The following is a 13,551-nucleotide window of genomic DNA, read 5'->3' as shown; positions in this document are numbered from 1 at the left end:
AATTGCCTCTCAGGCTTGTACGCTCGTGTGGCGTATTATGCAAGCATCTGATAAACAATCACAAGAGTTTGCTTTGTTTTTAGTGCGCCTCTCAGGTCGACAAATGAAACGCAGCAAACCAATAACCGCACCTGCTGTGATGGCAGGATTGTTCCAGTGGCTTAATTTTACCGAACTGGTAAATCATTATCCCCCTGACAAACTACGTGAATTCGCTGATGCCGCTAGTAAATTTGTGTAGATACCTATGCACTTCAGGGGGTGGTTTTACGGCGACTGGTGATAAAGAAAAAAGCGAACATCTAAAAAGCAAAATAAAAAAGGCCATCAAATATCCTATTGCAGTAATTCTAGTAGCAATGATAGTCAGTCTCATTTTATTAAAGGTGGTGCCGGTATTTAGTGACTTATTTGCCTCTTTTGGTTCTGAGTTCCCCCCTTTTACCCAATTTGTAGTTTCTATTTCTATAGTCGTGCAACGTTGGTGGGCAGTGATGTTGGTACTCATCATATTAGCCGTTTTTGGTTTTTTTCATGCCAAAAACAGCAGCACCCAATTTGTCGGCTTCCTTGATCGAACTTTGTTAAAGCTACCGATAGTAGAGCCTATTACTTATCAAGCGATTATTGCTAGGTTTTCTCGTACCTTAGCCACCACCTATGCAGCTGGCGTTCCTTTATTGCAAGCTCTAGAGTCCACGGCAGCGGCCACTGACAACCAGTTATTTTTCCAAGCCACTCAGCAGATTAGACAAGATGTTGCCACCGGTCAGCCCTTGAACTCTGCCATGCTCAGTAGCCAGTTATTTCCCACATTGGCCATTCAAATGGTTAGTATTGGCGAGCACTCCGGATGCTTGGATGAAATGTTAGACAAAGTCGCCTTATACTATGAAAATGAAGTGGATAATGCGGCTGAAGGACTCACTAGCTTGATGGAAACAGTCATCATGGTGGTTCTATGGTTACTCATTGGCGGTCTGGTCATTGCTATGTATCTGCCTATCTTTCAGCTAGGGTCCGTTATTGGCTAGTGGATTGATTTTATGGCTATTCACATTTTTTGGATTACTTTTTACAGGCTATCTCATGCAGCTTTGGCAGTTTATTGAAATCCTCCAACACAGCTTAGCAACAGCACTGCCCTTCTTTGGGGTATTAGGGCTATGTGTCGGCAGCTTTTTAAATGTGCTCATTTATCGCACCCCCAAAATTATGATGCAGCAGTGGCGGGTGGGCTCGGTTCAGCTCCTCCAGTCTCAGTCAGACATTGCGCCAAACTTATTACAGCCTGTGGCAAAAATTGTGATGCAAGATACTTCATTGTCATTAGCTAGCCCTGCCTCGCATTGTCCCTGCTGTAATCAGACACTGCGTTGGTATCACAATACTCCTGTATTGAGCTGGATAGCTCTAGGGGGTAAGTGCTATGGCTGTGGCCAAAAAATTCACTGGCGCTACCCCTTGGTTGAAATAAGCACGGCGCTGCTATCTATGTTAGTCATCTATCGGCTCGGGGTAACAGCACAAGGGCTATTTGCTTTGCTTTTTGTCTGGACCCTCATCGCCCTAACTGGTATTGATCTTATCAGTCAGTATTTACCTGATAAGCTGACTTTTCCCTTGATGGCTTTGGGCCTATCGTTGAATAGCTACTCGGTATTTGTCACCGCCTCGGAGTCAATATGGGGCCTACTGCTGGGCTATTTCAGCTTATGGATAGTAGTCAAAATCTTTTATCTTTTTACCAAAAAACAAAGCATGGGCGAAGGAGATTTTAAGTTATTGGCAGCACTAGGGGCTTGGTTGGGCCCTGTGCTACTCCCGTTTATCATCTTGCTATCTTCGCTTCTCGGTTCTATTATTGGTATCATCTTAATGCGTAAGCGAGCCGAAAGTCGTCCTTTTGCCTTTGGTCCCTATCTGGCCCTTGCTGGCATTGTCGCTCTACTCTATGGACACTCGCTTATACAGTGGCACCTTCATTGACATACTCCCACCACCAAACCTAGCGGTTATGGTGCGGGAGTCTTTGCGACCCATAGCAACCTAAGCTACCATCTTTCGCCAGTACACTTACGCTGAAAGTCACGTACTGGGGGAACTCTTTACACAGTAGCAAGTCCTGCTACATCAGCTAACGCCTGTTGGCGTATATTATTGCTTGTATTGATATCACTGTCATGCTGTGTTTGACAGTTAGGACACACCCAATGACGCACCGATAACGGCAGACTGTCTAATTTGTGATGACAATGCGAGCAAATTTTAGAACTGGCAAAAAACCGATTTACTTTTAGAACATTTTTGCCGTACCAATTCGCCTTGTAAGTAAGTAGAGTAACAAACTGCCCCCAACCGGCATCATTAATGGCTTTGGCAAGTTTACGGTTCTTTACCATGTTTTTTACACCTAAATCTTCAATCGCATAACTGGTAGCTTGGTTTTCGCAAATCAGTTTATACGTGACTTCATGGTGTAAGTCTAAGCGCTGGTTGCGTACCTTTTCATGAATACGAGCAACAGCTAATTTTTGTTTTTGATAGTTCTTACTGGTCTTTTGTTTACGAGCAAATATTTTTTGCTGTATAGAAAGTCTTTGACTGGCTTTGGCTAAATGCTTTGGGTTATCAAACTTGCTACTATCAGACAGAACAAGTAGATGACTGATGCCTAAATCAATACCCACCGTCAAGCTGGGCTCAATGGTAGTTAGTGTCGGCAGTGCTTCACCATTATCAACCAGTACGCTTGCATAGTATTTGCCTGTGGCAGTTTTAGTAATGGTACCGGTTTTAATATTACCAATAAATTCACGGCTAAACACCGCTTTAATGCCCTTAAGTTTGGGTAGGTTGATCATGCCTTGCTCAAAGTTTACCGTGCAGTGTTGGGGGCATTGGTAGCTACGTTGAGGGATTTTTTTAGATTTAAAACGTGGAAACTTAGCCTGACCTTTGAAGAAATTAGTAAAAGCGGTATGTACGTTGAGCAAGGCATTTAGTAACGACTGGCTATTAACTTCACTAAGCCATGAAAATTTAGCCTTTTTCTTTTTCTTAACCAAGTGACTTTGAATCTTGGTTCGTGATAAAGACTTACCAAATATAGCGTAGTAGCGTTTTTGCAATGCTAACGCCCAATTGAACACAAAACGGCTACAGCCAAAGTGCTTTTCAATTAGCACTTGCTGTTCACGATTTGGGTAAATGCGATATTTATAGGCTTTAAGCATGGCTTTTTAGTCGACTTGAGTGTAGGTATAACTTAGCATTATTTGTATTTAGCATCAATTATCAGTAATAAACCTAAATCGCATTATCATTGCGTCTACAAACTTACTTATCACTTAGTATTGGTGACTAAATACCGCAGAGAGTGCTTCACTAGGGCTATGCTTGATAGGCTAGAATAATTCATAACTGACCTTTGTTAAAAATGGGAGGTTGAGCTGTTAGAGTTTCAAGGCGCATCCGACCATGTGCATTTACTGCTTGATATGCACCCCAATATCATGCCAAGTAAGTTCATCAATAGTCTAAAAACAGTCACTAGCCGACTGATGAGAAAAGAATTTGCAGAACATTTGGCAGAGTTTTACTGGAAGCCTGTACTTTGGACTAGAGCATATTGTTTGCTGACCACTGGCGGTGCTACTATTGATACAATTAGGCAATATATCGAAAAACAAGAACGTCCTGACTAGCTCGCCCGTGCTGACATCTCCACCTAAATCAAAGATTATAGGTGGAGAATTACGCACGATAAGTTAAAAGCTTAAAGTAAGTATCCTGACTGGTGTTTTTATTTCAGATGCGAGAAAAATTGTAGTTATAAAAAAACCTAGGTAAACTGTGGTAAACAGAGGGCGCAACTAGGATGAGCTACAGTGGTAAAATTGATTTTATTAGGGCTTTTAGCAGGAGCATTTTTTAGCTCAACTTTTGTGCTTAACGAGTTGATGAGCAGTGTGGGCGGTCATTGGTTTTGGTCGGCCAGTCTGCGCTATGTATTTATGCTGCTGTTGGTTTCTCTTATTATCATAGCCCAACATGGAATAGGAAGAATTAAACAGCTGAGTGCTTTATTTGCACAAAACCCTATATTTTGGTGTGTCACTGGTGGCATTGGATTTGGTTTATTTTATGCCGGCATCTGTTATGCAGCCGACCATGTCAGTGGTTGGGTGGTCGCGGCCACCTTTATGTTCACTGTGGTGAGCAGCTTATTTATCTTAATGGCGTTCGGTCAACGCTTCGAAAAAAAGATATTCTTTTATGCTTTTTTAATTTTCACCGGAGTGGTCTTAGTGAATTTAAGCGAAGGCCTAAATGCCGATATTCACGACCAAGCCCCTTTGTTTGAAATCTTATTGTATGGTGCTCTGCCAGCGCTAATCGCTGCCTTTAGTTATCCACTTGGTAATCAGTTGGTATGGCAAGCTTCCTCTAATGCTAAATCCTCAGCCGCTTTTAATCCAGATATGACGACAGAAGAGCTTTTGGACAGCACTGCAAATACTAACAACGTCGCTGATAGCCGAGTAACTCGTTATCTTACCGCCAAAATTCCGTCATTTGAAACCCTACTATTACAAAGCTCATTTAATAAGATATGGCTAATGACTTTAGGCAGCTTGCCTTTTTGGTTGATTTTAGCAACAGTTATACGGCCACCTTTACCAGCTGCCTCGCAAGTTTTTAATACCTTTTTGGTGGCGTTATTGGCAGGTGTAGTAGCCACAGGATTATTTTTATATGCCCGTGAAGAAGCCAAAACCTCAAGTGAAGTGGCTGGCGTGGATGCCACTCAAGCAAGTGAAGTTATCTTCGCCTTAGTCGGTGGCATGGTTTTGTTAAATAACCCCATGCCTTCAGCACTGGGTCTATTGGGCGTGGTGATTATCATATTGGGCTTGATATTATTTGCCAAAAACAACTAAGCGTATTAACTGTCGGAGTGATTATCCGCTCCAATAACCTGTGCCAAATGCCCAGTTTTTAAATAAAGTGTCACCCCATCACTCCCCGCTTTGAAGTTTGCAAAACGGGTATTTAATTCACTATTTATATCCTCGTCTGTATTGTCATCAATCACAGCTGGCAGGCGAATCCAACTGCCGGCGCTATACTCATCTGATAGCTGATCTGATTTCATTTCAACCAAAGACCCACTCACTACAAGCAGCTCTGCCCCACCCTCTGGCCGACTATCAAATACAGTCTCACCTGACTGCAAGCGCTGTAAACTAACCTGCTCATACTCTGATGAAAACAACGGACAAACCTGCCGTTTGCCTTGAGCCTGCCAATGCTCTGCATCATTGGTATCTATCGCCACATACTGCTTTTCATCTTCTGTCATCTGACGCAGCTTGACAAAAATTGTCGCGCCTTCATCACTATAAGGCTGATGCCCTGAGCCTGGCGGATTACGCAGATACCAGCCCGCAGGATAATGCTTGTCATCGGCTGAGAATACCCCTTGCAGTACCAATATCTCCTCCCCACCAGGGTGCAAGTGATGCGGAAAATAAGAATCGGGTGCATAACGCACTAGGCTTGTGGCCCGAGCTTTTTTGGCACCTATACGGTCCAGCATCACGCGATGTACCCCACTTTGTGGAGAGTGCACCCATTGATGCTGCTCTGCGCAAAGCTCAGCACGCTGACTAAAATCGGCATTAATTCGCATAAACTGTCCTTAAATGTATGACCTTGTCTTAGTTAAAACCTGCAATCACATCTAATAAATTGATAAAGATTTCATCACCTTAACCCAATTTGTCATTATAATGGACAAAACCAAAGGTTAATCGACTTTACTTGCGATTATTTGTACATTGTTGTTAGATACTGATATTTTTATGCCCGTTTTAAATAGCGGCGGCGTTACAGGCTTATTATTATGACCACTTATATTTTAGATACCGAAACCACTGGGCTTGTTGAGCCTCACATGACAGAAGCGGCTTACAGCATTATTGAGGTTAATAACGGGAAAATTGAGGTTACTCAAGCCCCAAGATCCAAGCGCTTTAACCCACTAAAGCCCATTAGCTTGGGATCTATGGCAACCTCTCATATTTGTGATGAAGATGTGGCCCAAGAGCCGCCGCACACAGAGTTTCGTTTACCCAGCAGTGTGCAGTATTTAGTAGGTCATAACATTGACTTTGATATGGCGGTGCTCAAAAATGCTGGTGTAACTCACACTCCTAAGCTTATTTGCACTAAAGCCATGTCAAGCTATTTGCTGCCCACGCTTGAGAGCCACAAACTGGTATCTTTACTGTATTACTTTCACCGCCAAGTAGCACGTGAACAAGCCAAACACGCACACGCCGCTATCTATGATATTTATTTCACCCAATTGGTACTGGGCAGCTTAATTGAGCTGGCCAATAGCCAAGGTCATAACATCACAGACGTTGAGAGCCTATACCAATTTAGTGAAATGGCGCGCATCCCAACTCACCTAAGCTTTGGGAAATACAAAGGTCAGGCCATTAAAGAGCTGGCTGCTACCTCAGATGGCGCCGGCTATCTAAAATGGCTGCTGACCCAAGACAGTATCGATCCTTATTTGGCTCAAGCTTGCCAGCAGGCATTGGATGCTTAACCGTTAAGCCTCAAGTTAAAGTAAGTCAGATTAACCCATTAAAAACAGCCTATTTATAACCCGCTACTTCATGCAATTTAGAAGTAATTAAAGCGGTTATAAATAGGCTGATAGTTTAGTGCATAAGACTACATATCGACTTTGAGTCTATCCCAATACTTTTGATACAGCGCCATAGTAGAGTCGCTCACATCGCCACGGAAAGTCGCAAGAGACAACAGCTCTTCCGGCGGATAAATAATCTGATCATTGGCTATTTCAGGCGGTAGTAAATCTTTGGCCGCTTCACTTGGTGAGCCATAACCAATCTCTTCACTGATAATAGCCGAGTTCTCTGGACGCAAGATAAAGTCTATAAACGCATGCGCATTGTCTTGGTTTTTGGCATTTTTTGGAATACACATGTTATCCATCCACATAATCGCGCCTTCTTTTGGATAGACAAAATCAAGCTCTGGCATGCCCTGATCTTGAGCCATAATGACCTCACCATTCCAGGCCATACCCAAATAGGTTTCCCCTTCAATAAATGGCATACGCGGCGCATCTGAGTTAAAGGTACGCACGTTTGGCATCATCTTCGATAAGATCTGATACGACTCTTTAATGTGCTGTGGGTCTTCGGTCATGACCGGATAGCCGAGCACCAACAGGCCAATGATAAACACATCACGCATGTCATTCATCAGCATGACCCGACCTTCAAACTCTGGACGCCATAAGTCATTCCAGGAGTGTATCGTGTCAATATCTACTCTATTCTTATTGACAGCAATACCTGATGATCCCCACAGATAAGGAATACTAAATTTGTTTTCGGGGTCAAAGCCGGCATCTAAAAAAGCCTTACCAAGGTGCTTAAAGTTGGGAAGTTTGCTGTGGTCAATCTGCTCTAGCATGCCCTCTTTACGCATCTTATCCACGAAGTCAGTACTCGGGAAAATAATGTCGTAATCACCGCGATTGCTCATCAACTTCAACTTGGCATACATGGCCTCATTGGAGTCAAAGGTGCTGTACACCACCTCGATGCCGGTCTCTTTAGTAAAGGCTTTTAGCACATCGTCCGAAATATATTCGGTCCAGTTATACACCTTGACCACATTTTTACCGTCCATATTTATAGCAGTAGACTCAGCCTCTGTCTCATCAGATGAAACCGTGGGCTGACAACCGCTAAGAGCGCCCGCACCTGATAGCGCGGCCAATCCTGCCACTGTTATTTCCAAAAAACGTCGGCGAGTGAGAAACTTAGTGTTTGACATAACAATATCCTTAACGTTTTCTGAGCAACAGTAGCTGTGAGATAACCAAGCCAACCAGCGATATGGCCAATAAGATAGTCCCCACTGCATTGACTTCTGGCTTCACCCCAACACGAACCATAGAATAAATTTGTAAAGGCAGAATCTCAAAGCTTGCGCCGGTATTAAAGGTAGACACCACCACATCATCGAGCGATAACGTAAAGGCCAATACCCAACCTGCCAGCACCGCCGGCATAATCGTTGGCAATAAAACAGTGCGTATCATGGTAAATTCACTGGCGCCTAAATCACGAGCCGCTTCTAAAATACTATTATCCAGACTAGCCAATCGTGCCGATACGGTAATCACCACGAAGGGTAAGCAAAAGGTGATGTGCGCCAATAATAAGGTCACAAATCCAAGCTCAATGCCAATCATCAAAAACAGCGCCAGTAGTGAAATAGCCAGTACAATCTCAGGCGACATCATCAGCACAAACAGCAAGCTTTGTAGTACGCTTTTACCCTTAAAGTTATAACGCTGAAATGACAAGGCGGTCAGGCTACCAATGACCGTAGTTACCGTGGCAGCCACTACCGCCAATAACACCGAGTTAATGGCCGCTTGTATCATCGCCTCATTATTAAACAGCTCATAATACCAATCAAGACTAAAGCCGCCCCAGGTATAGCCCACTTTTGAGGCATTAAATGAGAACACCACCATCACTAAGATGGGCGCAAACAGCACTAGGTAGATAAAGGTTAAATAAAGGCGAGAAAGCCACTTCATTGTATTACTCATACTCACCCCCTTAAGCCACTTCGTTATGATCGATTTTGCCGATACGTTTACTGCTGGCGTAGTAAGCCGCGATTAATATCGCCATAGTTGCCGTCAACAATACGCTTGCTGCCGCTCCAAATGGCCAATCACGAGCATCTAAGAACTGCGACTTAATAATATTACCTACCAATAAGTTTCGTGAGCCACCCAAGATATCCGCCACGTAGAACATACCCATTGCCGGTAATAGCACTAATAACACTCCAGATATAATGCCTGGTGTGGTCAAGGGTAATATCACATGCCAAAAGGTCTGAAATTTATTGGCACCCAAGTCCTTTGAAGCCAAAACAATATCATCGCGCAGATCAGTAAACACAGCATATAAAGGCAATACCATAAACGGGAATAACAGATAAACCAATCCGCCAATCACCGCTTTTTGGGTATATAAAATCTGTAATGGCTCATCGATAAGCCCCATGCCAATTAAGGCTGAGCTTAATAGACCATTGGCTGCGATAATCAGCTTAACCGCATATAAGCGCACCAAAGAGTTGGTCCAAAACGGAATGATTAATAGCAACATCAAAAAAGATTGCCACTTTTTTGACACCCGGCTGACCAACCACGCAAAAGGATACCCCAAAATCAGACAGATTAAAGTGGTGATGGAGGCCATGCTCAGCGAATGCAAAAATACTTTGACATACAGCGGATCAATGAAGCGTAAGTAGCTCTCTGCAGTTAACGGCAATGCCAAAAAGCTGTCTTCATCTCGGGTCATAAAACTTGCCAACACCACCAAAATATTGGGGATGAGGGCAAACACAATTAACCAGGCCCAAATAACAAACAAAGTCACACGCTGAAACAGCGGACTTCTGCTAGCCGTATGGGTCGCCGTATTTACTGAATTATCAGGTACAATTGACTTATTCATCAGGTAAGATCCACTCCCAGCCATCAACCCAGTCCACTCTAACCTCTTGACCTAACTTATAGTTGAAGTTGGGGTCATCTTCGTTAAAGTACTCTGATGCCTTAACCATATTGCCATTTTCAAGCTTAATCACCGAGTCAAGCGTACTGCCTTTATACGCACTGTCGACCACGTAACCCACAAGCCCATCATAGCCTTCATTGAGATAATAAACGCGGATGTCCTCTGGGCGCAGAAGTAGGTTAATGCTTTGGCCCACTTGTACTTCAAATTTCGGACGGGGCAAATCACGTACCGGATGGAAGCCATCTTTTTGTTCAGTGACCTCAACTTTAATACGGCTATCACTAATTTCAAGCACCCGGGCTTTAAATAAGTTAGTCTCACCAATGAAGTTGGCGGTAAATAAGTTAGCAGGTGACTCATAAATACGAATGGGCGAATCAATCTGTTGAAACTCACCGGCCTTCATGACCGCGATACGATCTGACATGGATAACGCTTCTTCTTGGTCGTGGGTCACAAACACAAAGGTAATCCCAAGTTCACGCTGCAAACGCTTAAGCTCTGACTGCATTTGCACCCGCATTTTGGCATCTAATGCCGATAATGGCTCATCAAGTAATAGCATCTTAGGACGATTAACCACGGCGCGAGCGATGGCAATACGCTGCTGCTGACCGCCTGACAAATCTTGTGGCCGTCTATTAATGGTATGCTCCAGCTGCACCATTTCTAAAGCTTCTTTTACCCGTGTTTTGATCTCATCTTTGGGTACTTTTTTTAACTTTAAACCATAAGCAATGTTGTCAAACACACTCATATGAGGAAACAAGGCATATTGCTGAAATACGGTGTTAATCGGACGCTTTTCTGCAGGCAGGCTAGTAATATCAACGCCATCTAGCTGCATTGAGCCGGTATCTGGCATCTCAAACCCACCGATTAAGCGCAATAAAGTGGTCTTACCGCACCCAGATGGTCCTAGTAGCGTTAAAAATTCGCCATCATAAATATCTAAATCAATGCCTTTTAGAATTTGCGTGTCGTCATAAGATTTGCTTAGACCACGGATACGCAGCAATGATTTTTTATTAGACATTTGCGCTGAGGCCATTGAAGAAGATTCATTAAGTGACATAGGAGCTATCTCATATCAAAGGGGGTTGCTTGTAAGGCGCTATCGTACATGACCAACATCAAAAAACCAACCGCTAAGCTTACAATTACTCAAGTTTCGTGTAGTTATACAACATAGACTAACTTGACAGTTACAGGGGATATAAACCATGCTGTTATCTATACTCTAGGCTATTTAAAATCTAGGCTGTTTAAATTCTAGACATAAACCCCTTATACCTTTAATAGAACATACCATTTAATAAATAAGTCTTTAAATCAATAAGTCTTTAAATCAATAAGTCTTTAAATCAATAAGTCTTTAAATCAATAAGTCTTTAAATAAACATATCTTTCAACAAAATATAACTTTCATAAGGAACTATCATGAGTGAAACCATACCTGCCCTGCGCATCGATATTGTGTCTGACATTGTCTGCCCTTGGTGTGTGGTCGGCTACCGTCAATTGGCCGAAGCTTTAAAACAAACCCACACAGCTCACGAAATACACTGGCATCCATTTGAGCTGAACCCAGATATGCCAACCGAAGGGCAAAACCTACGTGAGCACATCATGGAGAAATATGGCTCAAGCCAGCAAGAGTCGGATGCCAGCCGTATTAGAATCACTGAAGCTGGTGCAGAGGTGGGCTTTGAATTTAACTTTACCGATGACACCCGAATGCACAATACTTTCAAAGCCCATCAATTATTGCACTGGGCAGCGGACTACGGCCTTAAGCATGAGCTAAAACAAGCCTTATTTGCCGCTCATTTCACTGATAATCGTAATATCTCTGATGAAGAAGTCTTGGCAGATATCGCAGAAGATGTGGGCTTAAACCGTGAGCAAGCTTTAGCCGTCCTTGCTGATCAACGTTATGCTGAAGTGGTACGCACTGCTGAACAACAAATGCAGCAACAAGGCATTCAAAGCGTGCCAGCGGTTATCTTCAATCAGCGTCATTTAGTAAGCGGCGCACAAGGGGCGGAGAACTTTAAAAGTATCTTAAATCAACTGGCGGCAATGAAATAAGAGCCATTGACAGCCAGCGTTCTAAAATTAAGAACAATATATTGCCATAACGCCTGTTTATTGTTACTTAATAAAGTCTTAGTATAGTCGCATCAGATCTTAACTCACTTAAATAATCTTAACTCACTTAAAAAACTTTTACTTATTAATAACGACTACTTATTACCAAGGAGATCAAAATGGGACTATTGATAGACGGCAAATGGCACGACCAATGGTATGACACCAAAGCCAATGAAGGACGCTTTGAACGTGACATCTCTCGTTTTAGAAACTGGGTAACTGTCGATGGCAGTGCAGGTTCTTCTGGCACGGATGGCTTTAAAGCTGAGCCCAATCGTTACCATTTATACGTCTCTTTGGCCTGTCCTTGGGCACATCGCACCTTAATCTATCGTAAGCTAAAAGGCTTAGAGGATATGATTTCGGTCTCTGTGGCGCATCCTTTAATGCACAGTAACGGTTGGACCTTTCAGCCCGGTGAAGGCGTGATTGCCGATCCCCTATTAAATGCTGACTATATGTATCAAATCTACACGGCAGCCAAATCTGATTATAGTGGCCGAGTCACTGTGCCTGTACTTTGGGATAAAAAGAAAAACACCATCGTCAGCAATGAGTCATCAGAAATCATCCGTATGTTTAACTCAGCGTTTGATGAAGTCGGTGCCAATAAAGAAGTAGACTTCTTACCTGAAGAGCTAATAGCTGAAATTGATGAGTTAAATGAGTTCATTTATCCCAATATTAATAATGGCGTATATTTATCTGGCTTTGCTACTACCCAAAAAGCCTATGATGAAGCGGTCGTTAATTTATTTGACGCGCTAGATAAGATTGAGGAGCGTTTGGCTACCCGTCGTTATCTAACAGGTGACACCATCACCGAGGCAGATTGGCGCTTATTCCCTACCCTGGTTCGCTTTGATCCTGTGTATGTGGTTCACTTTAAGTGCAACATTAGACGCATTGTAGATTATCCAAATATCTGGGGCTACGTACGTGACCTATATCAAGTGCCAGGGGTGGCCGAAACGGTGAACATGGACCATATCAAATCGCATTATTATGGTAGCCATGACACCATTAACCCAACTTTGATTGTGCCTCGTGGTCCAGAGATTGACTTTATGACGCCACATGGTCGTGAAAAGTTATCTAATTAAAACTATAACAACAACTATTCCATAATAAAAACTAAAGCACTAAAACGATAACTCGCTTTCCTTTGCCCAGTTGCTGTTCTCCAGACGGTTAAACTGGGTTTTTTTTGGCCGGTAATAACTGCCATATCCACGAAGCTAACTCATACCAATTCTAAAAAATAACACTCAAGTCGCACCGCTCCCGCTGAGTGATAGACCTAATTAGGTTAGTCTCATTACACAATGCATTCCAAGCGTCACATGCCGCATCGACAATCGCATCATAACTCTCAAAACAGCGATTAGACAACCAATGCTGTTTAAGGTACTGCCATACCTGTTCAGCAGGGTTAAGCTCAGGTGAGTAGGGAGGCAATTTAAGCATGGTCACATTGTCTTGATCCAAACTTGGTTGGTGCCATAGCGCCCCATCCATAACCACCACGGCATGCCGACCTTCAGGAACAGCTTTACTGATTTCCTCCATATGCAATCCCATGGCTTGCTTATTCACATAGGGTAGAACAAGTCCAACACTCTCACCTGTCGCCCAGGGCAATCGCACTACAAAAAGTCAAAGAAGGAGTAAAATATAGCACCCGATCCATAAGAGGGAGCTATTATGCTCAACGATCCAAGAGAGTTCTTTG

General features: G+C 43.1%; 12 protein-coding genes and 3 pseudogenes. 8 read left to right on the top strand and 7 right to left on the bottom strand.

The window, feature by feature from the left end; translation table 11 throughout:
- From A1019T_RS04405 to A1019T_RS04395, 3 genes and pseudogenes are all read left to right on the top strand, one after another.
- Window positions 1-241, top strand: a pseudogene (locus tag A1019T_RS04405) (transposase); the annotation flags it as partial.
- A 43-nt stretch (window positions 242-284) separates the two neighbouring features.
- Window positions 285-1,034, top strand: a pseudogene (locus A1019T_RS04400) (type II secretion system F family protein); the annotation flags it as partial.
- A 55-nt stretch (window positions 1,035-1,089) separates the two neighbouring features.
- Window positions 1,090-1,989, top strand: coding sequence for a prepilin peptidase (locus A1019T_RS04395; RefSeq protein ID WP_077450588.1), 900 nt, complete (start codon window positions 1,090-1,092; stop codon window positions 1,987-1,989).
- 119 nt (window positions 1,990-2,108) lie between these two features.
- On the opposite strand, the gene A1019T_RS04390 is transcribed toward A1019T_RS04395, so the two are convergent.
- Window positions 2,109-3,236 (bottom strand): RNA-guided endonuclease TnpB family protein, encoded by a 1,128-nt coding sequence (locus A1019T_RS04390; protein ID WP_077450587.1) that lies wholly within the window; start codon window positions 3,234-3,236, stop codon window positions 2,109-2,111.
- A 42-nt stretch (window positions 3,237-3,278) separates the two neighbouring features.
- Here A1019T_RS04390 and tnpA point away from each other — a divergent pair.
- Both tnpA and A1019T_RS04380 read left to right on the top strand, forming a co-directional pair.
- Window positions 3,279-3,707: pseudogene (tnpA, locus tag A1019T_RS13590) on the top strand (IS200/IS605 family transposase).
- A gap of 183 nt (window positions 3,708-3,890) precedes the next feature.
- Entirely contained in the window at window positions 3,891-4,943 is a 1,053-nt protein-coding gene (locus A1019T_RS04380; protein WP_077450586.1) for a multidrug resistance efflux transporter family protein, read from the top strand.
- Between the two features lie 5 nt (window positions 4,944-4,948).
- Here A1019T_RS04380 and A1019T_RS04375 read toward each other — a convergent pair whose 3' ends face one another.
- Window positions 4,949-5,695, bottom strand: a complete 747-nt coding sequence (locus A1019T_RS04375) for a cupin domain-containing protein (protein ID WP_077450585.1) — start codon at window positions 5,693-5,695, stop codon at window positions 4,949-4,951.
- 213 nt (window positions 5,696-5,908) lie between these two features.
- Between A1019T_RS04375 and A1019T_RS04370 the strand changes: the two genes are divergently transcribed.
- Complete coding sequence (locus tag A1019T_RS04370) at window positions 5,909-6,622, top strand: exonuclease domain-containing protein (RefSeq protein WP_077450584.1); 714 nt, start codon at window positions 5,909-5,911, stop codon at window positions 6,620-6,622.
- Between the two features lie 128 nt (window positions 6,623-6,750).
- Here the strand turns inward: A1019T_RS04370 and A1019T_RS04365 are convergent, their stop codons facing one another.
- Genes A1019T_RS04365 through potA form a run of 4 tightly spaced genes read right to left on the bottom strand, consistent with a single transcriptional unit; the run spans window position 6,751 to window position 10,740 of the window.
- Complete coding sequence (locus A1019T_RS04365; RefSeq protein WP_077450583.1) at window positions 6,751-7,887, bottom strand: ABC transporter substrate-binding protein; 1,137 nt, start codon at window positions 7,885-7,887, stop codon at window positions 6,751-6,753.
- 10 nt (window positions 7,888-7,897) lie between these two features.
- Complete coding sequence (potC, locus tag A1019T_RS04360) at window positions 7,898-8,674, bottom strand: spermidine/putrescine ABC transporter permease PotC (protein ID WP_077449176.1); 777 nt, start codon at window positions 8,672-8,674, stop codon at window positions 7,898-7,900.
- A gap of 10 nt (window positions 8,675-8,684) precedes the next feature.
- A complete protein-coding gene (gene potB, locus A1019T_RS04355; protein WP_077450582.1) occupies window positions 8,685-9,599 on the bottom strand; it encodes a spermidine/putrescine ABC transporter permease PotB in 915 nt (304 codons plus the stop codon).
- Window positions 9,592-10,740, bottom strand: a complete 1,149-nt coding sequence (gene potA, locus A1019T_RS04350) for a spermidine/putrescine ABC transporter ATP-binding protein PotA (protein ID WP_077450581.1) — start codon at window positions 10,738-10,740, stop codon at window positions 9,592-9,594. Before potA ends, potB begins: the two co-directional genes overlap by 8 nt.
- Before the next feature lie 365 nt (window positions 10,741-11,105).
- Here potA and A1019T_RS04345 point away from each other — a divergent pair, with 365 nt between their 5' ends.
- Window positions 11,106-11,756 carry a DsbA family oxidoreductase gene (locus A1019T_RS04345; protein ID WP_077450580.1) on the top strand — a complete coding sequence of 217 codons (651 nt, stop codon included), beginning with the start codon at window positions 11,106-11,108 and terminating at the stop codon, window positions 11,754-11,756.
- Window positions 11,757-11,935: 179 nt separating this feature from the next.
- The gene (locus A1019T_RS04340) at window positions 11,936-12,922 is read left to right on the top strand and encodes a glutathione S-transferase family protein (protein WP_077450579.1); all 987 of its coding nucleotides are present in this window, start codon (window positions 11,936-11,938) and stop codon (window positions 12,920-12,922) included.
- Between the two features lie 151 nt (window positions 12,923-13,073).
- Here the strand turns inward: A1019T_RS04340 and A1019T_RS04335 are convergent, their stop codons facing one another.
- The gene (locus tag A1019T_RS04335; protein WP_077450578.1) at window positions 13,074-13,466 is read right to left on the bottom strand and encodes a transposase; all 393 of its coding nucleotides are present in this window, start codon (window positions 13,464-13,466) and stop codon (window positions 13,074-13,076) included.
- Between the last annotated feature and the right edge of the window lie 85 nt (window positions 13,467-13,551).

It is taken from the genome of Psychrobacter piechaudii (genome assembly GCF_900162825.1).
Classification (GTDB): domain Bacteria; phylum Pseudomonadota; class Gammaproteobacteria; order Pseudomonadales; family Moraxellaceae; genus Psychrobacter; species Psychrobacter piechaudii.
This window is presented reverse-complemented; position numbering and strand designations above follow the sequence as displayed.